Source organism: Aureimonas sp. Leaf324 (assembly GCF_001423245.1).
GTDB lineage: Bacteria > Pseudomonadota > Alphaproteobacteria > Rhizobiales > Rhizobiaceae > Aureimonas.
The window spans coordinates 41,845-62,062 of record NZ_LMOH01000027.1 but is presented as its reverse complement, the minus strand read 5'-3'; the positions used below and the strand labels follow the sequence as shown (position 1 = coordinate 62,062).

General features: G+C 70.0%; 18 protein-coding genes and 1 tRNA gene. 12 read left to right on the top strand and 7 right to left on the bottom strand.

The features are described from left to right. Positions 1 to 43 precede the first annotated feature (43 nt). From ASF65_RS17185 to pyrC, 3 genes are all read left to right on the top strand, one after another. On the top strand, positions 44 to 1,240 hold the full coding sequence (locus ASF65_RS17185) for an efflux RND transporter periplasmic adaptor subunit (RefSeq protein WP_082505798.1): 1,197 nt from the start codon (positions 44 to 46) through the stop codon (positions 1,238 to 1,240). Then, positions 1,237 to 4,740: an efflux RND transporter permease subunit gene (locus ASF65_RS17180; RefSeq protein ID WP_055891871.1), complete on the top strand. Its 3,504-nt coding sequence runs from the start codon at positions 1,237 to 1,239 to the stop codon at positions 4,738 to 4,740. Before ASF65_RS17185 ends, ASF65_RS17180 begins: the two co-directional genes overlap by 4 nt. A gap of 103 nt (positions 4,741 to 4,843) precedes the next feature. Next, positions 4,844 to 5,932, top strand: a complete 1,089-nt coding sequence (gene pyrC / locus ASF65_RS17175; protein WP_055891867.1) for a dihydroorotase — start codon at positions 4,844 to 4,846, stop codon at positions 5,930 to 5,932. A 95-nt stretch (positions 5,933 to 6,027) separates the two neighbouring features. On the opposite strand, the gene ASF65_RS17170 is transcribed toward pyrC, so the two are convergent. The 3 genes from ASF65_RS17170 to ASF65_RS17160 all read right to left on the bottom strand — a co-directional run bounded on the left by ASF65_RS17170 (position 6,028) and on the right by ASF65_RS17160 (position 8,893). After that, on the bottom strand, positions 6,028 to 7,416 hold the full coding sequence (locus ASF65_RS17170) for an ammonium transporter (protein ID WP_055891864.1): 1,389 nt from the start codon (positions 7,414 to 7,416) through the stop codon (positions 6,028 to 6,030). 17 nt (positions 7,417 to 7,433) lie between these two features. Further along, entirely contained in the window at positions 7,434 to 7,772 is a 339-nt protein-coding gene (locus ASF65_RS17165; RefSeq protein WP_055891859.1) for a P-II family nitrogen regulator, read from the bottom strand. A gap of 251 nt (positions 7,773 to 8,023) precedes the next feature. After that, positions 8,024 to 8,893 (bottom strand): acyl-CoA thioesterase II, encoded by an 870-nt coding sequence (locus tag ASF65_RS17160; RefSeq protein ID WP_055891857.1) that lies wholly within the window; start codon positions 8,891 to 8,893, stop codon positions 8,024 to 8,026. Between the two features lie 167 nt (positions 8,894 to 9,060). Between ASF65_RS17160 and ASF65_RS17155 the strand changes: the two genes are divergently transcribed. The 8 genes from ASF65_RS17155 to ASF65_RS17120 all read left to right on the top strand — a co-directional run bounded on the left by ASF65_RS17155 (position 9,061) and on the right by ASF65_RS17120 (position 17,013). Further along, positions 9,061 to 10,311: a ubiquinone biosynthesis hydroxylase gene (locus ASF65_RS17155; protein WP_055891854.1), complete on the top strand. Its 1,251-nt coding sequence runs from the start codon at positions 9,061 to 9,063 to the stop codon at positions 10,309 to 10,311. A 177-nt stretch (positions 10,312 to 10,488) separates the two neighbouring features. Further along, positions 10,489 to 10,827 (top strand): DUF2849 domain-containing protein, encoded by a 339-nt coding sequence (locus ASF65_RS17150; RefSeq protein ID WP_055891851.1) that lies wholly within the window; start codon positions 10,489 to 10,491, stop codon positions 10,825 to 10,827. A 96-nt stretch (positions 10,828 to 10,923) separates the two neighbouring features. After that, positions 10,924 to 12,609: a nitrite/sulfite reductase gene (locus ASF65_RS17145; RefSeq protein WP_055891848.1), complete on the top strand. Its 1,686-nt coding sequence runs from the start codon at positions 10,924 to 10,926 to the stop codon at positions 12,607 to 12,609. Continuing rightward, positions 12,606 to 13,121: a DUF934 domain-containing protein gene (locus tag ASF65_RS17140; protein WP_055891844.1), complete on the top strand. Its 516-nt coding sequence runs from the start codon at positions 12,606 to 12,608 to the stop codon at positions 13,119 to 13,121. The genes ASF65_RS17145 and ASF65_RS17140 overlap by 4 nt, the downstream gene beginning before the upstream one ends. Further along, entirely contained in the window at positions 13,118 to 13,894 is a 777-nt protein-coding gene (locus ASF65_RS17135; RefSeq protein ID WP_055891841.1) for a phosphoadenylyl-sulfate reductase, read from the top strand. The genes ASF65_RS17140 and ASF65_RS17135 overlap by 4 nt, the downstream gene beginning before the upstream one ends. A 71-nt stretch (positions 13,895 to 13,965) precedes the next feature. Continuing rightward, entirely contained in the window at positions 13,966 to 14,868 is a 903-nt protein-coding gene (gene cysD / locus ASF65_RS17130; RefSeq protein WP_055891838.1) for a sulfate adenylyltransferase subunit CysD, read from the top strand. Beyond that, complete coding sequence (gene cysN / locus ASF65_RS17125; protein ID WP_055891835.1) at positions 14,868 to 16,640, top strand: sulfate adenylyltransferase subunit CysN; 1,773 nt, start codon at positions 14,868 to 14,870, stop codon at positions 16,638 to 16,640. The genes cysD and cysN overlap by 1 nt, the downstream gene beginning before the upstream one ends. A 109-nt stretch (positions 16,641 to 16,749) precedes the next feature. Further along, positions 16,750 to 17,013, top strand: a complete 264-nt coding sequence (locus ASF65_RS17120) for a hypothetical protein (RefSeq protein ID WP_156369365.1) — start codon at positions 16,750 to 16,752, stop codon at positions 17,011 to 17,013. Between the two features lie 38 nt (positions 17,014 to 17,051). Here the strand turns inward: ASF65_RS17120 and ASF65_RS17115 are convergent, their stop codons facing one another. The 3 genes from ASF65_RS17115 to trxA are packed head-to-tail and all read right to left on the bottom strand — an operon-like array spanning position 17,052 to position 19,002. Then, positions 17,052 to 17,243: a Trm112 family protein gene (locus tag ASF65_RS17115; RefSeq protein WP_055891830.1), complete on the bottom strand. Its 192-nt coding sequence runs from the start codon at positions 17,241 to 17,243 to the stop codon at positions 17,052 to 17,054. 34 nt (positions 17,244 to 17,277) lie between these two features. Beyond that, positions 17,278 to 17,967 (bottom strand): LON peptidase substrate-binding domain-containing protein, encoded by a 690-nt coding sequence (locus tag ASF65_RS17110; protein WP_055891826.1) that lies wholly within the window; start codon positions 17,965 to 17,967, stop codon positions 17,278 to 17,280. A gap of 60 nt (positions 17,968 to 18,027) precedes the next feature. Continuing rightward, positions 18,028 to 19,002 (bottom strand): thioredoxin, encoded by a 975-nt coding sequence (gene trxA / locus ASF65_RS17105; protein WP_055891822.1) that lies wholly within the window; start codon positions 19,000 to 19,002, stop codon positions 18,028 to 18,030. Positions 19,003 to 19,352: 350 nt separating this feature from the next. Between trxA and ASF65_RS17100 the strand changes: the two genes are divergently transcribed. Then, positions 19,353 to 19,427, top strand: a tRNA-Gly gene (locus ASF65_RS17100). Positions 19,428 to 19,504: 77 nt separating this feature from the next. Here the strand turns inward: ASF65_RS17100 and ASF65_RS17095 are convergent. Then, a complete protein-coding gene (locus tag ASF65_RS17095; protein ID WP_055891819.1) occupies positions 19,505 to 20,206 on the bottom strand; it encodes a TIGR02117 family protein in 702 nt (233 codons plus the stop codon). Positions 20,207 to 20,218: the final 12 nt, after the last annotated feature.

Sequence of the window (20,218 nt, the reverse complement as noted above, 5' to 3'; positions counted from 1 at the left end):
CCGTCCCTCTTTCCGTTTCGACGCGTCTCACCGGAGGCAGCCCATGACCGCCCGCACCGCCCTTCTCGCCCTGTCGCTGCTTCTGGGCACCGCGCCCCTCGCCTGGGCGCAGGAGCCTGCCGCCGCTCAGGCGCCCGCGGTCGCCCCGCCCTCGATCAGCGTGGTGAAGGCCGAGCGCCGGCCCATCGTCGCCAGCGTGCCCGTCACCGGCACGTTCGTGCCGCGCGAGACCGTCAGCGTCGGGGCCGACGTCGAGGGCCTGCGCATCGAGGAACTCCTCGCCGACGAGGGCGACACGGTGAAGGCCGGGCAGGTCATCGCCCGGCTGGCGACCGATCTCGTGGACGCCGATCTCGCCCGCGCCACGGCCCAGATCGCCCGCGCCGATGCCGCGATCACGCAGGCCCGCGCTCAGGTCGAGGAGGCCGAATCCGCCAACACGGAAGCGGCAAGCGCCCTCCAGCGCACGCGCGCCCTGTCGGCCAAGGGCATCGTCGGTCAGGACATTCTCGACCAGCGCGTCTCGGCCGCCGCCGCCGCCGCCGCCCGCCTCGCCTCCGCGCGCCAGGGCATCGCGCTGGCCGAAGCCGACCGCGCGTCCGCCGAGGCCGATAAGCGTTCGCTGGAGCTGCGTCGCTCCAAGGCCGAGGTGAAGGCGCCGACCGACGGCCTCGTGCTCGCCCGTTCCGCGCGCCTCGGCGCGGTCGTTTCGGCGGCCGCGGGGCCCCTCTTCGAGATCGCCCGCGACGGGCTGATCGAGCTCGACGCCGAGGTCAGCGAGACGCAGCTCGGCGCGATCGAGAAGGGCCAGCCGGCGAGCGTGCGCCTGCCCGGCCGCGACGAGAGCGTGTCCGGCGAGGTCCGGCTCGTGTCGCCGAAGGTCGACCAGGCGACGCGCCTCGGCCGTGTCTTCATCGCGCTGCCGCCCTCCCCCGCGCTGCGCTCGGGCTCGTTTGCCCGCGGCAGCGTCGAGACGGCGCGCTCGGAGGGCGTCGTGATCGCGCGCACCGCCGTCCTCACCGACGAGGGCGTCGCCCGCGTCCAGGTGGTCAAGGACGGGCGGATCGAGACGCGTCAGGTCAAGACCGGCCTCGTCGCCGGCGACGAGGTCGAGATCACCGACAACCTCCAGCCCGGCGAGGACGTCGTGTCGCTCGCCGGCACCTTCGTGCGCGACGGCGATGCCGTCACGCCGATCGCGACGGACACCGAGACGCAGACCGCGGAGGCCGCCCGATGAACTGGAACATCTCGGCCTGGGCGATCCGCAACCCGGTTCCGCCCATCCTCCTCTTCGTGGTGCTCGTCGCGCTCGGGATCATCTCGTTCCTGACGCTGCCGATCACGCGCTTCCCCAACATCGACGTGCCGGTCGTCTCCGTCACCATCCTGGAGCAGGGCTCGGCCCCGTCCGAGATGGAGACGCAGATCACCAAGCGCGTCGAGGACGCGGTGGCGGGCGTCTCCGGCATCAAGCACATCACCTCCACCATCACCGACGGCCAGTCGGTGACGGCGGCCGAGTTCCGGTTGGAGATCAACACCGACCGCGCCGTCAACGACGTGAAGGACGCGATCGCCAAGATCCGCGGCGACCTGCCGCGCACGATCGAGGAGCCGATCATCCAGCGGGTCGAGGTCGAGAACCAGTCGATCGTCACCTACGCCGCCTCCTCGCCCGGCAAGACGCCCGAGCAGCTCTCGTGGTTCGTCGACGACACGGTGGTGCGCGCGCTGCAGGGCCTGAAGGGCGTCGGCCGCGTCGAGCGCATGGGCGGCGTCGAGCGCGAGGTGCAGGTGCGCCTCGATCCCGACCGCCTCGCCGCGCTCGGCATCACGGCCGCCGGCGTCAACGCGCAACTGCGTTCCACCAATGTCGACCTGTCGGGCGGGCGCGGCGAGTTCGGCGGCCAGGAGCAGGCGATCCGCACGCTCTCCTCGGCCGCGACCGTGTCGGGCCTCGCCTCGACGCGCATCGTCCTGCCGGGCGGGCGCGAGGTGCGCCTCGACGAGCTCGGTGCCGTTCTCGACCGCTGGGAGGAGCCGCGCTCGTTCGCGCGCCTCAACGGCGAGCCGGTCGTCGCCTTCTCGATCTACCGCGCCAAGGGGGCGAGCGACACGACCGTGGCGTCGGCCGTCGAGGCGCGCGTCGATGAGCTCGGCGCCCAGCATCCCGACGTGCGCTTCTCGCGCATCGACGACAGCGTGACCTACACCTACGGCAACTTCGAATCGGCGATGGAGACGCTCGGCGAAGGCGCCGCGCTCGCCGTCATCGTGGTGCTCCTGTTCCTGCGCGACTGGCGCGCGACCATGGTCGCCGCCATCACCCTGCCGCTCGCCGCCATCCCCACCTTCTGGGCGATGAGCATGCTCGGCTTCTCGCTGAACCTCGTCAGCCTCCTCGCGATCACCCTCGTCACCGGCATCCTCGTCGACGACGCGATCGTCGAGATCGAGAACATCGAGCGGCACATGCAGATGGGCAAGAAGCCCTATCGCGCCGCGATGGAGGCCGCCGACGAGATCGGCCTCGCCGTGATCGCGATCACCATGACGATCATCGCCGTCTTCGCGCCGGTCTCCTTCATGGGCGGCGTCGCGGGCCAGTACTTCAAGCAGTTCGGCCTGACGGTCGCCGTGGCGGTGTTCTTCTCGCTCCTCGTCGCCCGCCTCATCACGCCGATGCTCGCGGCCTACTTCTTCCGGGCGCCGCGTCACGAGGGGCCGGGCTTCGGCCGCCTCCTGAAGCGCTACCTCCTGCGCCTCCTGCCGCTCGCGGGCTTCGCCATCGGCGCGGTGTTCGGGCTTGCCGCCCTGCCGGAGGCCGTCAGCGCCGGCAACGGGCTCGCCCGCGCCGTCCAGCCCTATGCCGCCGCGCTGCCGCCCGTCTCGTGGGACGCGGCGGGCCGCATCGCGGTGGAGATCATGGCCGGCGCGCTCGTCCTCGCGACGCTTCTTGCCTACCTCAACCGGCCGCACGCCGCCGAGCAGCACGACGGGCCGCTGATGCGCGCCTATACCGGCTTCCTCGGCGTGACCGTGCGCTGGCGCTGGGTGACGCTCGCCGTCGGCATCGGCCTCTTCGCCCTGTCGATCCACTCGATCCAGTACCTGCCGACCGGCTTCATCCCGAAGGAAGACGCCTCGCGCATCGTGGTCTCCTTGGAGCTGCCGCCCGGCGCGACGCTCGAGACGACCCGCCGCATCACCGACCAGGCGGCGGCGAGCGTTCGCGAGCTGCCCGAGGTGCGCTCGGTCCTCGTGATCGGCGGCTCCTCGCCGACCGGCACGCTGGAGGTGCGCCGCGCCGCGATGACGGTGGCGCTGACGCGCAAGTTCGAGCGCACGCGCAGCCAGGCCGAGCTCGAGCCGGTGATCACCGCCAAGCTTCAGGCGATCCCGGATCTCCGCTCGTTCTTCGTCAACGATCGCGGCGAGCGCGAACTCTCGGTCGGCATCCTCGGGCAGAACGGCAAGGCCGTGTCGGAAGCCGCCTCGAAGCTCGAGGCGGAGATGCGGCGCGACCCGATCTTCGCCAATCCGAGCGCCATGGCCTCGTTCGATCGGCCGGAAATCCGCATCCGCCCGCGCCTCGACGAGGCCTCCGACCTCGGCATCGCGCCGGACGCGATCTCGCAGACCGTGCGCGTCGCGACCATCGGCGACCTCGGCGCCAATCTGGCCAAGTTCAACGCCGGCACGCGCCAGATCCCGATCCGCGTCCAGCTCTCGGAGGACGCGCGCAAGGATCTCTCGACGGTCAGCTCGCTGCGCGTCAACACGGGGACCGGCGGCTCGGTGCCGCTCGACGCCGTCGCCGACATCGGCTTCGGCCAGGGGCCCTCGACGATCGAGCGCTACGACCGCGAGCGCCTCGTCAAGGTCGGCACGTCCATGGCGCCCGGCCACGAGATCGGCGAGGGCTCCGAGCGCATCATGGCGTCGGATGCGGTGAAGACCATGCCGCCCGGCGTGCGCCTCCAGCAGGTCGGCGACGCCGAGATCCAGGGCGAGGTCTTCGCCGGCTTCGCCTCGGCCATGGGCGCCGGCATCATGATGGTGCTGGTGGTGCTGATCCTCCTGTTCGGCTCGGTCTTCCTGCCGCTCACCATCCTCGCCTCTCTGCCGCTCTCGGTCGGCGGCGTCGTGGGGGCCCTCCTCCTCACCCACAACGCGGTGTCGATGCCGGTGGTGATCGGCATCCTGATGCTGATGGGCATCGTCACCAAGAACTCGATCATGCTGGTCGACTTCGCGGTGGAGCAGGAGAAGCACGGGATGAGCCAGCGCGACGCGATCATCGACGCCGGCCGCAAGCGCGCCCGCCCGATCATCATGACGACGCTCGCCATGGCGGCGGGCATGGTGCCGGCGGCCATGGCCACCGGCGAGGGCGGCGAGTTCCGCGCGCCGATGGCGATCGCGGTGATCGGCGGCCTCCTCGTCTCGACCGTGCTGTCGCTGGTCTTCATTCCCTCGCTCTACACGCTGATGGACGATCTCAGCCACGTGACGGGCCGCGTCTTCCGCTGGGTGCTGCGGCCGAACCGCGGCGAGGAGGACGGCGAGACCGCCCATGCCGGTGCCCCGATCCAAGGCCCGCCGCTCGCCCCGGTCCAGCCGCAGGACCTCGGCCACGGGCCGACCTGGAAGCGGGTGACGGAGTTCGGCGGCCGCGAGGCGCGCGGCGGCGACGAGCGCCTGCCCCCGCCGCAGATGCAGCCGGCGGCCGAATAGGCCGGCGCAGCTTCTGGCCATCCACGGGCGGCGCGGCTATCCAAGAGCCGCGCCGCCCGCTTTCGTCTCAAGCCGTCTTTCGCCGCGCCCGGAGGCCCGCCCGATGTCCACCGACACCCTCTTCGCGTCCCGCGCCCCGGCCGACGCCGTCCCCTCGGTCACCATCCGCCGGCCGGACGACTGGCACGTCCACCTGCGCGACGGGGCGATGCTCGAGGCGGTGCTGCCCTTTACGGCGAACCAGTTCCGCCGCGCCATCGTGATGCCGAACCTCGTGCCGCCGGTGACGACGGTCGCGATGGCTCAAAGCTATCGGGCCCGCATCCTGGCGGCCCTGCCCGACGGCTCGGACTTCGAGCCGCTGATGACCTGTTATCTCACCGACCACACCGACCCCGACGAGATCGAGCGCGGCTACCGGGACGGCGTGTGGCTCGCCGCGAAGCTCTATCCCGCCGGCGCCACCACCAACTCGCATGCCGGCGTCACCAGTATCGCAAAGCTCGCGCCGGTCCTGGAGCGCATGGAGCGGATCGGCATGGCCGTCCTCGTCCACGGCGAGGCGACCGATCCGGCGATCGACATCTTCGACCGCGAGGCCGCCTTCATGGAGGCCGAGATGCTGCCGCTGCTCCAGCGCCACGAGGGGCTGAAGGTCGTGGTGGAGCACGCGACGACGGCCGAGACGGTCGATCTCGTGCGCGCGCATGCCGGCCGCGCCGCCTGCACGATCACGCCGCATCATCTCGTGATCAACCGCACCTCGATCTTCCAGGGGGGCCTGCGCCCGCACCTCTACTGCCTGCCGGTCGCCAAGCGCGAGCGCCACCGGCTGGCGCTGCGCGCGGCGGCGACGTCGGGCGAGGCCTGCTTCATGCTGGGCACCGACACCGCGCCCCACCGGCGCGGCGCCAAGGAGGCCGAATGCTGCTCGGCCGGCGTGTTCGGCGGCGCGACGGCGCTGCAGACCTACGTCCAGGTCTTCGACGAGGAGGGCGCACTGGATCGTTTCGAGGCCTTCGCCAGCCTCAACGGCGCCCGTTTCCACGGGCTGCCGGTCAACGAGGGCACGATCACGCTCCTGAAGAAGCCCGCCACCGCGCTCGCGGCCGTCTCGGTCGAGGACGAGGACGTCGTGGTGTTCCGGGGCGGCGAGCCGCTGCCCTGGTCGATCGGCGACGTGCGCGCCTGAGCGCCTGAGCGCCTGAGCGCGGATGTCTCGAAGCCCATGAAAACGGGCAGGCGGATCGCTCCGCCTGCCCTTTTTCGTTTCCGCCGTCGCGCCGATCAGGCGTGGTAGGCCGCCTCGCCATGCGAGGTGATGTCGAGACCCTCGCGCTCGGCTTCCACGGTCGGGCGCAGGCCGACGATCGCGTCGACGATCTTGTAGAGGATCGCCGAGACGATGCCGCTGTAGACCACGGTGATCAGCACCGCGACGACCTGGGAGTAAACCTGGGAGCCCATGGTGACGCCGTCGAGATAGCCGCCGCCGCCGAGCGCCGTCGAGGCGAAGATGCCGGTGCCGATGGCGCCGACCACGCCGCCGATGCCGTGAATGCCGAAGACGTCGAGCGAGTCGTCGTAGCCGAACTTCGGCTTCACCACCGCCACGAAGAAGTAGCAGGCGGCGGACGCGATGGCACCGAGCAGGATGCCGCCGATCGGGCCGACGGCGCCGGCGGCCGGCGTCACGGCGACGAGGCCGGCGATGATGCCGGAGACCGCGCCCAGCATCGAGGCCTTGCCGCGGGCGAAGGCTTCGATCAGCACCCAGGCGACGGTCGCGCCCGCGGTGGCGGTGAAGGTGTTGATCATGGCGAGCGCCGCGCCGCCGTTGGCCTCGAGGTTGGAGCCGGCGTTGAAGCCGAACCAGCCGACCCACAGGATCGAGGCGCCGACCATGGTCAGCGTCATCGAGTGCGGGGCCATGTTGTCACGCCCGAGACCCGTGCGCTTGCCGACGAGGAACGAGCCGACGAGCGCCGCGATGCCGGCGTTGATGTGGACGACCGTGCCGCCCGCGAAATCGAGCGCGGCGACGCCCCCGGCATGGGCGCCGGTGAAGATCAGGCCGTTCGCGTCCCACACCATGTGGGCAACCGGGAAGTAGACGATCGTCACCCAGAGGATGGTGAACAGCACGACCGCGCCGAACTTGATGCGCTCGGCGAAGGCGCCGACGATCAGCGCCGGCGTGATGCAGGCGAACGTCATCTGGAAGGCGATGAAGACGTATTCCGGGATCACCACGCCCTTGGTGAAGGTCGCGGACATCGTGTCCTTGGTGATGCCGGCGAGGAACAGCTTGCCCGTGCCGCCCCAGAAGGCGCTGGTCGAGCCGCCGAAGGCGAAGGAGTAGCCGTAGGTCACGTAGATGATCATGACGACCGCGGTGATCGTCACGCACTGCATCAGCACCGAGAGCATGTTCTTGGCGCGCACAAGGCCGCCGTAGAACAGGCCGAGGCCCGGCAGGATCATGAAGAGGACGAGGAGCGTCGACACCAGCATCCAGGCGACGTCGCCCTTGTCCATGGCGTCGACGACGGCGGCCGCGGCGTCCGCCGGCACGGTCTCGGGCGCCGGCGCGATGCCGGTCTCCTGCGCGAGGGCGGCGACCGTCGTGAGGCCGGTGAGGGCCAGGGTCGCCAGGGAGGTTTTCAGAAAGCGCATGGTCTCGTCGTCTCCCCTCAGAGCGCGTTCGTGTCGGTTTCGCCGGTGCGGATGCGGACCGCCTGGTCGATGCCGTAGACGAAGATCTTGCCGTCGCCGATCTGGCCGGTCTTGGCGGCGGCCGCGATCACCTCGACCGCGCGGTCCACCATGTCGGTGGGCACCGCCATCTCGATCTTCAGCTTGGGCAGGAAGCTCACGGCGTATTCGGTGCCGCGGTAGATCTCGGTATGGCCCTTCTGCCGACCGTAGCCCTTCACCTCGGTCACCGTGAGGCCCTGGATCCCGACAGCCGTCAGGGCCTCGCGCACCTCGTCGAGCTTGAATGGCTTGATGATCGCCATCACGATTTTCATGTGCACCTCGAATCGTCACGCGGTGGCACGCCCCCGGGCGCTCCGCTGGATTGGGCGGCCCCGAGGCCGGTCGGCCACAGGGTCACGTGAGAGGTGGAAACAAGATGCGTGCCAGATGACCACCGGCCGCGATTTCGCCGCGATTGTGCAGCGCGAAAGGCCGCGGTGCCGCCGGATTGGTCAGCGGCACCGACGGCGTGATCGCTGGATTGCCGCTTGTCGCGGCAGGTGGCGAAACTTTCAGCAGATCGTCAGGCACTCAGGCGGCGGGGCCGGATCAGCCCCTCCTGGGCGACCGAGGCGACGAGCGTGCCGTCCAGCGCGAACAGCGACCCGCGCGTCAGGCCCCGCCCGCCCGACGAGGACGGCGAATCCTGCGAGTAGAGGTGCCAGGCGCCGACATCGACCGGCCGGTGGAACCACATGGCATGGTCGAGGCTCGCCGCCTGGATGCGCTCGTCGAAGACCGACAGGCCGTGCGCGAAGAGCGCGGTGTCGAGAAGCGTCATGTCGGAGAGATAGGCGAGGGCCGCGGCGTTCAGCGCGGGATCGTCGCCGAGCGGCGCGACCGTGCGCACCCAGACCTGTTGGCGCGGCGGCAGCGGCTCGCGCGTCAGATAATGATCGAACGAGACCGGACGGAACTCGATCGGTCGCGGCCGGCTCCAGTAGCGGCGGATCGGCTCGGGCGCGCGGGCGAGGATCTCGGCCGTCAGCTCGGCGGCGGAGGGAAGCTCGTCCGGGCGCGGCACGTCGGGCATCGGCATCTGGTGGTCGAGCCCCTCCTCCACGCGCTGGAACGAGGCCGACAGCGTAAAGATCGCCTCGCCGTGCTGGATGCCGTGGACGATGCGGGTCGTGAACGAGCCGCCGTCGCGGATGCGCGACACCTCGTAGATCACCGGCGCCTTCGGGTTGCCGGGGCGCAGGAAGTAGCCGTGCAGGGAGTGGACGGGGCGCTCGGGCCCCACGGTGCGCTGCGCGGCAACGAGCGCCTGCGCGATCACCTCGCCGCCGAAGGTGCGCTGCCAGCCGACCGAGGAACTGACGCCGCGATAGAGGTTCTCCTCCAGCTTCTCGAGGTCGAGCGCCCGGATCAGCCGGTCCATCGTCTCGTCCATGCCTTCGGCTCCCCTTCGCGCGTCGATCCTTCGCGCGCCTTGTCCGGCATATCGGTCGCGCCCGCAAGGCAGGGCCGCTCGGTTGCCCCGAGGGGGCCGGGCGCCTAGATCAGGGCTCGAGAAAGGGCCGCGCGGCGGCCCCGAGAGATCGAGGGGGCGCCCGTTCCATGTCCGAGACCCAAGCCGCGCCGTCCGCGCCGTCCGCCCACGTCGACATCGTGGTGGCGGGTGCCGGCTATGTCGGCCTCGTCACCGCCGTCGCGATCAAGCAGGCCGCGCCCGAACTCGATGTCCTCGTGGTCGATGCGGCGCCCGCCGGCGTCTGGGAGCGCGACACGCGCGCCTCGGCGATCGCGGCCGCCGCGATCCGCATGCTGACGCGCCTCGGGGCATGGGACGCGATCGCACCCGAGGCCGAGCCGATCCGCGAGATGATCGTGACGGATTCGCGCACGAGCGATCCGGTGCGCCCGGTCTTCCTGACCTTCGGCGGCGAGGCGGAGCCCGGCGAGCCCTTCGCCCACATGGTGCCGAACGTCGCACTGAACGGGGCGCTGCGCGCGCGCGCCGAAGCGCTCGGCATCGCGATCCGCGCCGGCGCGCCGGTCACCGGCATCACGGACCGCCCCGCCTCGATCGCGGTCGAGCTGGGCGCCGAGACCGTCGAGGCGCGGCTTCTGGTGGCGGCCGACGGCGTGCGCTCCAAGATCCGCGACATGGCCGGCATCCGCACGATCCACACCGACTACGGCCAGAGCGGCATCGTCGCGACGGTCGCCCACGAGCGCCCGCACGAGGGCCGCGCCGAGGAGCACTTCCTGCCCGCCGGCCCCTTCGCCATCCTGCCGCTGAAGGGCAACCGCTCCTCGCTGGTCTGGACCGAATCGACCGCCGAGGCCGAGCGTCTCCTGCGCGCCGACGACATGGTGTTCGAGCTGGAGCTGGAGCAGCGCTTCGGCCTGAAGCTCGGGGCCCTCACCGTCGAGGGGCGCCCGCGTGCCTTTCCGCTCGGCCTGACGCTCGCGCGCGACTTCGTGAAGCCCCGCATCGCGCTCGCCGGGGACGCCGCGCACGGCATCCACCCGATCGCCGGCCAGGGGTTGAACCTCGGCTTCAAGGACGCGGCTGCGCTGGCCGAAGTGGTGGTGGATGCCGCCCGGCTCGGCCGCGACATCGGCGCCCTCGACACGCTGGAGCTCTACCAGCGCTGGCGCCGCTTCGACACGGTGCAGATGGGCGTGACCACCGACATCCTGAACCGCCTGTTCTCCAACGACAGCGCGCTGGTGCGCGCGGTGCGCTCCTTCGGCCTGTCGCTCGTCGACCGCGCGCCCTTCGCCAAGCGGCATTTCATCGCGCAGGCGTCGGGCATCACGAGCGGCCCGTCGCCACGCCTCCTGCAGGGGCTGCCGATCTGAACCGACGCCGCACGGGGGACGGCGCGCAAAATCCTTCCCCTCGCGGCCTCCGGATTGGAACGGGCGACGGCGCAACCGCTTGCGCCTTGGCCTATTTAGAACGATGACAGCCTCGCCGCGGCGGATTTCGATCCGCCCGCGGACGGCGTGCGTGGATCGGGCAGCGGGGCGAGGAACATGGCGGGCGACGTCAAGGCGGGCGCGAAGGCGAAGGGGCCGAAGCTTCCGGTCATCATGACCGCCAACGACCTTCTCGAGGGCGAGGTCGTGTTCCTGACCAGGGACGGCTGGAGCCTCGACCCGAAGGCGGCGCTGATCGCCGACGATGCCGACACCGCCGCCTGGATGGAAGCGGAAGGACGCCGGGGCTTTGCCGAGAACCGGATCGTCGACCCCTATCTCGTCGAGGTCACGCGCGATGAAGCCGGGCGGCCGGTCGCCAACCACTTCCGCGAGGCGATCCGCCAGAAGGGCCCGACCATGCTCACGCAGTACGGCAAGCAGGCGGAATTCTAGAAGGTTTTCGGCCGAACGGGGCGGACGCGCCCCGACCAGTCGGATCGGGCGGGGGACCGGGGAGGCTCCCGCGGCAGGACACGAAGGACCAGCGGCATGTATCGTTACGACGAATTCGACGAGCGCTTCGTGCGCGAGCGCGTCGCCCAGTTCCGCCACCAGGTGGAGCGCCGGCTCGACGGCTCCTTGTCGGACGACGAGTTCAAGCCGCTGCGCCTGAAGAACGGGCTCTATCTCCAGCTCCACGCCTACATGCTGCGCGTCGCCGTGCCCTACGGCACGCTGAACTCGAAGCAGATGCGCCAGCTCGCCCTGATCGCCGAGAAGTACGACAAGGGCTACGCGCATTTCACGACGCGCCAGAACCTTCAGTACAACTGGCCGAAGCTGAAGGATGTGCCGGATATTCTCGACCTCCTGGCCGATGTCGAGATGCACTGCATCCAGACCTCCGGCAACTGCATCCGCAATGTGACGGCGGACCAGTTCGCGGGCGTCGCCGCAGACGAGGTCGAGGACCCGCGCCCGACCGCCGAGTTGATCCGGCAGTGGTCGAGCCTCCATCCGGAGTTCTCGTGGCTGCCGCGCAAGTTCAAGATCGCCGTCACCGGCGCGGAACACGACCGCGCGGCGATCAAGGTCCACGACATCGGCATCCGCGTGCTGCGCCACCCGGAAACCCGGGAGATCGGCTACGAGATCATCGTGGGCGGCGGTCTCGGGCGCACGCCGATGATCGGCAAGGTGATCCGCGACTTCCTGCCCAAAGACGAGCTTCTCGCCTATCTGGAAGCCGTGATGCGCGTCTACAACGCGGAAGGACGGCGCGACAACAAGTACAAGGCGCGCGTGAAGATCCTCGTCCACGAGATCGGCACGGACGAGTTCAAGGCGCGCGTCGAGGCCGAGTACGCTGAGCTGAACGGCCCGACGATCAACGCGCCGGAGGAGGAAGTCGAGCGGATCGCCCGCTACTTCGCGCCGCCGGCCTACGAGACGCTGCCCGCGACGTCGCAAGTGCTCGACGCCGCCCGTGCGGCCGATCCCGAGCTCGACCGCTTCGTCGAGCAAAACGGCTTCCCGCACCGCCAGCCCGGCTACATCGCGCTGACCGTGTCGCTGAAGCCGATCGGCGGCGTGCCGGGCGACATGTCGGACGCCGAGATGCGCGCCTTCGCCGACATCGCCGAGCGCTGGTCGTTCGACGAGTTCCGCGTGACGCACATCCAGAACCTCGTGCTGCCGCACGTGAAGCTCGACGACGTGCCGGCGGTCCATGCGGCGCTGAAGGCGGCGGGGCTCGCGACGGCCAATGCCGGCCTCGTGACCGACATCATCGCCTGCCCCGGCCTCGACTACTGCGCGCTGGCGACCGCCCGCTCGATCCCGATCGCGCAGGACATCTCGAACCTCTTCGCGAGCGACGAGCGCCAGAAGGATTTGGGCCCGCTCCAGATCAAGATCTCGGGCTGCATCAACGCCTGCGGCCACCACCATGTCGGCCATATCGGCATTCTCGGCCTCGAGAAGTCGGGCCGCGAGAACTACCAGATCACGGTGGGCGGCGACGCCTCGGAGAACGCGGCGCTCGGCGAGCGCGTCGGCCCCGGCATCGACGGCGACCAGGTGCCCGGAGCGATCGAGGCGCTGGTAGAGGTCTACAAGCGCGAGCGGCAGGGATCGGAGACCTTCATCGACACGGTGAAGCGCGCAGGCCTCGAGCCCTTCAAGGAGGGCTTCACCGCCTATGTCGCCCGCGAGACCGCGGGAGAGCCGGCATGAGCCTTCTTCTCGACGAGACCGGCGCCAAGGCTGAAACCTTCTCGCGCGTCGAGGACGGCGCCGACCTGTCGCTTCATGAGGGCGCGGTGATCGTGCCGCTCACCGCGATCGACCAGGCGATCGCCGACCGGCGCAACACGCCGCTCGGCCTCCATGTCGGCGGCGAGACGCCGGTCTGCGCTCTGGAAGGCTATCTTGGGACGGTCGACCTCATCTCGATCGGCTTCCCGTCCTTCTCGGACGGGCGCGGCCTGTCGCTGGCGAGGCGCCTGCGCCGCGCCGGGTTCAAGGGGACGCTGCGCGCCTCCGGCCCGCTGATCGCCGACCAGTTCCGCGAGGCGCTGGACTGCGGCTTCGACGAGATCGAACTGCCCGACGCCATAGTCGCGCGCCAGCCGGTGGAGCAGTGGATGGCGGCGAAAGACATCGTGCGCGATCACTACCAGACCGGCTACGGCGAGGAGATGAGCATCCTCCAGAAGCGTCTGGCCGCGCAGCGGGAACGGGCATGAGCGCCGCGCTCGACGCCTCGGTCGAGGCGCTGAACGCCGCGTTCCCGGCGATGAGCCCGCTGGAGCGTCTCCAGCACCTGCGCGAGACCGTGACGGGCCGCATCGTCTTCACCACCTCGCTCGGGATCGAGGACCAGATGCTGACGCACCTGATCTTCACCGAGAAGCTCAAGATCGAGGTCGTGACCCTCGACACCGGCCGTCTCTTCCCCGAGACCTACACGCTCTGGCAGGAGACGGAAGACAAGTACGGCCGCCGCATCAAGGCCAAGTACCCGGAAGGAGAGGCGCTCGAGGCGCTGATCGACGATCAGGGCATCAACGGGTTCTACTTCGCGCCGGAAATGCGCAAGGCCTGCTGCGGCGTGCGCAAGGTCGAGCCGCTGAACCGCGCGCTCCAAGGCGCCAGCGCCTGGATCGCGGGCCTGCGCCGCGACCAGTCGGCCAACCGCGAGAGCATGGAATTCGTGAGCGCCGACCACGGGCGCGGGCTGATCAAGGCGAACCCTCTCTTCGACTGGACGCGGGCCGAGATCGCGGCCTTCGCGGCGCGCCACGGTGTTCCCATCAACGCCCTGCACGGCCGCGGCTTCCTGTCGATCGGCTGCGCCCCCTGCACCCGCGCCATCCGGCCCGGCGAGGTGGAGCGCGCCGGACGCTGGTGGTGGGAGGACGAGACCCGGCGCGAATGCGGCCTGCACGTCGATGACCCTGCGGCTGTCAGCGACACGGAGGAGGCAAAGGCCGCCCTCTTCGAGCGGGCCGACATCTGACCTGAGCCGCGATCGATCGGGCAGACCGGTCGATGGATTGTCGGGCTTCGGCCCCTAGGAAAGCCCATGCCATGAAGCACATGACGCATCTGCAGCGCCTGGAAGCGGAATCGATCTTCATCATCCGGGAGGTCGCGGCGACCGCCGAGAACCCGGTGATGCTCTATTCGATCGGCAAGGACTCGGCCGTGATGCTGCATCTGGCCATGAAGGCCTTCGCGCCCGGCAAGCCGCCCTTCCCGCTCCTCCACGTCGACACGACCTGGAAGTTCCGCGAGATGATCGAGTTCCGCGACAGGATCGCACGCGACCTCGGCCTCGACCTCATCGTCCACATCAACGAGGAGGGCGTGAAGGCGGGCGTCAATCCGTTCGATTCGGGCAGCCGCGTCCACACCGACGTGATGAAGACGGAAGGGCTCAAGCAGGCGCTGGCGAAGTACAAGTTCGACGCGGCCTTCGGCGGCGCGCGGCGCGACGAGGAGAAATCACGCGCCAAGGAGCGCATCTTCTCGTTCCGCTCGGCCGAGCACCGCTGGGAGCCGAAGAACCAGCGCCCCGAGCCCTGGCGCCTCTTCAACACCCGCAAGCGGCAGGGCGAGAGCTTCCGCGTGTTCCCCCTGTCGAACTGGACGGAAGCCGACGTCTGGGACTACATCGCGCTCGAAAACATCCCCGTCGTGCCGCTGTATTTTGCCAAGAAGCGGCCGGTCGTGGTGCGTGACGGCATGATCATCATGCGCGACGACGAGCGCATGAAACTCCTGCCCGGCGAGAGCGTCGAGGAGATGACCGTCCGCTTCCGCACGCTCGGCTGCTACCCGCTGACGGGGGCCGTGCGCTCGGAGGCCTCCGACCTCCAGGGAATCATCTCCGAGATGCGCGGCTCGCGCTCGTCGGAGCGCGAGGGCCGGCTGATCGACAAGGACGGCGGCGCCTCGATGGAAGAAAAGAAGCAGGAAGGCTACTTCTGATGAGCGGTGCGCTGAAGACCCAAGACGCCGCCGCCGGCGACGAGATCCTGGCGGCCACCGCCAACGGGCGCGTGCTGGCCGAGGACGAGACCTTCGCGGGCCCCGCGCCCGACGGCGCGGTGGCCGACGCGGCCTCGGGCGAGATCGTCGACCCGCAAGCCGACATGCCGCTTCTCGCCTCGCCCGCCGAATCGCTCCTGCGCTTCATCACCTGCGGCTCGGTCGACGACGGCAAGTCGACCCTGATCGGCCGCCTCCTCTTTGATACGAACTCGGTCTTCGACGACCAGCTCGACACCCTGAAGCGCGACTCCAAGAAGTTCGGCACCACCGGCGAGGATCTCGACTTCGCGCTTCTCGTCGACGGCCTGTCGGCCGAGCGCGAGCAGGGCATCACGATCGACGTCGCCTACCGCTACTTCTCGACCGGCAAGCGCGCCTTCATCATCGCCGACACGCCGGGGCACGAGCAGTACACCCGCAACATGGCGACCGGCGCGAGCCAAGCCGAGCTTGCGGTGATCCTCGTCGACGCGCGCAAGGGCATCCTGCCCCAGACGCGGCGCCACTCGTTCATCACCTCGATGGTCGGCATCAAGTCGGTGATCGTCGCGATCAACAAGATGGACCTCGTCGACTTCGACGAGGCGACCTTCCGGGAGATCGTGAAAGGCTACGAGGCGATCCGCCCGAGTCTGGGCTTCACCAGCGTCACCTACATCCCGCTCTCGGCCAAGAACGGCGACAACCTCGCCTCGCGCTCTGAGCGCGCCCCCTGGTACGAGGGGCCGACGCTGCTGGAAGCCCTGGAGCGCGCCGAGCCCGAGACGCTCCAAGCCGGCTCGCCGCTGTTCCGCCTGCCGGTGCAGTGGGTGAACCGTCCCAACCTCGATTTCCGCGGCTTCTGCGGCACGGTCGCGGGCGGCCGCGTGCGCAAGGGCGACGCCGTCCTTTCGCTGCCGAGCCGCCAGCGCAGCCATGTGCGAGGCATCTTCGGGCCGAACGGCGAGGTCGAGGAGGCCGAGGACGGCGAGGCGATCACGCTGACCCTGACCGACGAGATCGACGCCTCGCGTGGCGACGTGATCGTGCGCGAGGGCGATGCGATCGCGCCGCAGACGCGGCTCGAGGCCGAAATCCTCTGGATGGTGGACCGGCCGCTGATCGCCGGTGCGCGCGTCATCGCCAAGCTCGCCTCGGCGCAGGCACCTGCCACCGTGCGTGCGCTGCGCGAGGCGATCGACATCCATTCCTACCAGCCGCGCGCCGCCAACGCGCTCCTGATGAACGAGATCGGCCGCGTCACCCTCGCCTTCGACAAGCCGCTGGTGGCGACGACCTATGGGGAGAGCCGCGAGCTCGGCGCCTTCATCCTCATCGACCAGCTGACCAACGAGACGGTGGCGCTCGGCATCGTGACCGCGCTGCCCGAGGCGCAGACGACGCTTCTCGGCATGCCGGCCGCCGCTCCCGCGGCCAAGGGCCAGCCGGCCGCGCCGCGCTCCGCCCTCGACCGCGCCAAGGCGGAATGGCTCGGCCCCTCGCTCGCCAGCGACGCCCGGCGCGCACGCGGCGTGACGCTGTTCCGCGGCGCGGCGGCGGTGATGATGGCGGTCATCGCCCTCCTTCTCGGCCTCGCCGTCTGGCAGGCCCTGATCCTCGGCGTCCTCGACTTCGTGCTGCGCCCGTATCTCCGGCGCCTCATGGTGCCGGCCGAGACGGAGGCGCTGCCGGTCGACCCGACCGACGTGCGCGACGGCGCGGGCATCTGAACGAGAAAAGGGCGGGATCACGAGATCCCGCCCTTTTCTACAAAAACTGCCGATGGCACGACCGCGGAACGTCAGGTCAGCTCGCCTCCAGATGAACCGACAGGCGACGATGGACGATTTTCGCAACGGTCCCCAGGTTCGGGTCGCGCGCTTCTATTTGCGATGGGTCATGCTTCCCGCCGCCGCGGGTATCGCGTCGGCCGTCATCATCCAATCGAACTTTTTCGAAGCCCAACAACGTTCCGGTCTTCTGGGTTTTTTCCTAACCGCCCTGCCGGGAACGATCCTGACGGTCATCGCGCTCAGGAAATTCCGCGATGGACAAGCCAAGTCACGTGAGGAATTTCGAAGATACCTCAACAGGAAGCGATAACTCGGTCGGAGCCTCACCGCGTCGGAGGGCAGGCCGCCTCAGTCCAGCGGCCGCGCCTCCGACGGCAGCATGATCGGGATGCCGTTGCGGATGGGATAGGCGAGGCGCGCCGCGCGCGAGACGAGTTCGCCCCGCTCCGCGTCGTAGCTCAGCTGCGCCTTGGTGAGCGGGCAGACCAGAAGCTCCAGAAGCTTCGGGTCCGGCCGGTTGCGTTCGGCCTCGTCCGGCATGCGGCGTCCTTTCCCGTATAAGTGCAGCCGTCGGCTATTGCAGGATCTGCCCGCCGCCGTCGCCCGAATTCTCGCGTGCCAACGAGATTTCGGTGATCGCCACCAGCGTCTCGGCGCGCGTCTTGAGGTCGGGCGCCTCGAGCAGCGCCTGCTTCTCGGCCGCGCCATAGGGCGACATCATCGAGAGCGCGTTGACCAGCGTCTCGTTGGAGGCTTTCGACACCGAGTCCCAGTCGGCCTGCAGCTGGTTCGCCTCGAGATACATCCGGAAGGCCTTCAGGAGACCCTCGCGATCCACCTCGTCGGCGCCCTCGCCAGGATCGAGATCGGCCGAGAACGGCGCGATGCGGCAGAGGCGGAACGGCTCGCGGCCGGCCATCTCCTCCAGAACGCGGAACCGCGCGATGCCCTGCAGGCTGATGACGTAGCGACCGTCGCCGCTTTCGGAGAACGAGGTGAGGCGGCCGAGACAGCCGACGGCGCACAGCTCCGGCTCGCCGTCGGAGCGCAACGCCCCGTCGAGGCGCGGCTGGATCATCCCGATCACCCGGTCGCCCGCGATCGCATGGTCGAGCATGGCGAGGTAGCGCGGCTCGAAGATGTTGAGCGGCATCTGCCCGCCCGGCAGAAGCAGGGCGCCCGTCAGCGGAAACACGGGCACGATCTCGGGCAGATCCTGCTCGGTGCGATAATTGACGTTTCCGACCTGAACCACGGCTGGCATCCTTCTTCGCGTCCTCGCCCAAGTGGCGCAGCGCCGGGCTGCGCCAAGTGCGGCGGTTGGTCAGCGGAACAGGAGCGAGGACAGCTTGCGCCGACCGTCCTTGGTCGCCGGGTCCGTCGGCCCCCAGGCCTCGAAGAATTCGAGGAGCTTGCGGCGCGCCCCGTCGTCCTCGAACGTCCGGTCCCGCTTCACGATCTCGAGAAGCTGGTCGGCCGCGCCCGCCCGGTCGCCCTTGGCCTGCGCGATGAGGGCGAGGTCGTAGCGCGCCTGATGGTCGTCCGGGTTCGCGGCCAGACGGCTTTCGAGCGCCGCCGCGTCGCCGAGCCCCGCGATTTCCTCCTGAAGCTTCAGCCGCGCACGCACGGTCGCGAAGGCCGGATCGTCGAGAACCGACGGCGGCATCGCGTCGGCGAGCGACTGCGCGCGCGCCGTGTCGCCGGCCGCGAGATAGCATTCGGCAAGCCCGGCGGCGGCCTTGGCGTTCTCCGGGTCGTGCTGGAGCACGGCGCCGAAGAGCTGCGAGGCCTGCGCCGCATTGCCGGCGGCGAGGAACCCGGCCGCCTGCTCCAGCGCCTCTGCGAGCGGATCGCTGCCCGGCGCCGCCCGGCCGGCCGTCAGGCGGTCGATGAAGGCCTTCACCTCGCTCTCGGGCAGCGCGCCCATGAAGCCGTCCACCGGCTGGCCGTCGACGAAGGCGAAGACCGCGGGGATCGACTGGACGCCGAGCTGCCCGGCGATCGAGGGGTGCTCGTCGATGTTCATCTTCACGAGCTTGACGCGGCCGCCCGCCGCCTGCACCGCGCGCTCCAGAACCGGCGTCAGCTGCTTGCACGGCCCGCACCAGGGCGCCCAGAAGTCGACGAGGACCGGCTGGTTGCGCGATTCGCGCACCACGTCGGCCGAGAACGCGGCGGTGGTCGTGTCCTTCACGAGCTCGCCGACCGGCGCCGCGTTCCGCCCGCTGTCGCCAAGGCCTGCGGCGGTGGTCTGGGCGCCATATCCGCCGAGCTGCGAGGCGTAGGGGTTGTTGCTCATCGAGACCGTCCGCGTGGCTTGCGGTCCGCCACCGGCCGGGCGTTCGCGCGCCGCCGGCTGGGACCCACTTTGAAAACGTCGTTCCCGGACGATCCCTGAGGCCGTCCGGTCCCGTTCGGGATGACAGGTCGCAATATCGTGCGCAAGCGCCGCCCCATCAAGGCGCGCGCGGCAACGCGCATCGCGGGTCCGGCGGGGCTTTCGGCCCCACGCGGCAGGCGCCCGGCCGGGCCGTCTCGCAGGCCGTCGCATCCTCGTCATTTTCCCTGTTGCAATCCTCCGCCGGTTGGGCCATAAGCCGCTCACCGCAGACGCCGAGGCGACAGTCCAACGGCGGAAGCGAGGAGCGGGCGGGCGTAGCTCAGGGGTAGAGCACAACCTTGCCAAGGTTGGGGTCGTGGGTTCGAATCCCATCGCCCGCTCCATTTATCTTCCATCACAGTCCGAGTTACGATCGCAGACAGGCGAATGGTCTATTGGCGGTTTGTCGAGGCTGCACGCGTCAGGGCGCGGCGGTCGGCTCGTGCAGCGTCAAGCTCCACAGGAGAAGCGGCGGAAGGGGCGTCCAGAGGCCTGTGCGCACGCCGGCGGCGCGCAAGGCGGCGGCGGTCCAGGTGTTGCAGCCGAGAAGAAGGTTGAACGGCCCCCGCGCCTCGTAGAAATGGTCGAACGCGCCGTAGGCGGCATCTGGGATCGGCTGCGGCGTGCCGTCCGGGCCGGGTTCGAAGCTGTCGGCGACGGCCTCGAGGAGCGCGGCGAAGGCGGCGTCCCCGAGGTCGAGACGGACAAGACCGGGCCGGTCGCCCTCGACACGGCCGCCGAGCGCGACGTGCAGGACGGATCGGTCGATCGTTGCCGAGCGCCAGACGGCATTGGCGGTCAGGTCGCCCCAGGTCGGCGTCTGCGTGTAGAAGGCGCGGCCGCCCCATCCGACGGCGATGGTGCCGAGCGCGGGATGGCCGAGGTCGAGCCCGTCGCGCGCGAGGAAGGCGAAGCGCTCCAACACCTCCGGCGTCGCCGGCAGGAGGATGTCGGTGTGGATCGGGTTGGCCGCGAGATAGATCGCATGACGCCCCGCGGACCCGCCGGGCGGAGGGAACGACACCGCGGCCGGCCGGGGCACGACGAGCCCCAGCACCATCAGCCCAAGGACCACGGTGACGAAGGCGGTCAGCGCGGCGAAGGCGCTCCGCAGCGCGGCCACGCCCGCTCCCAA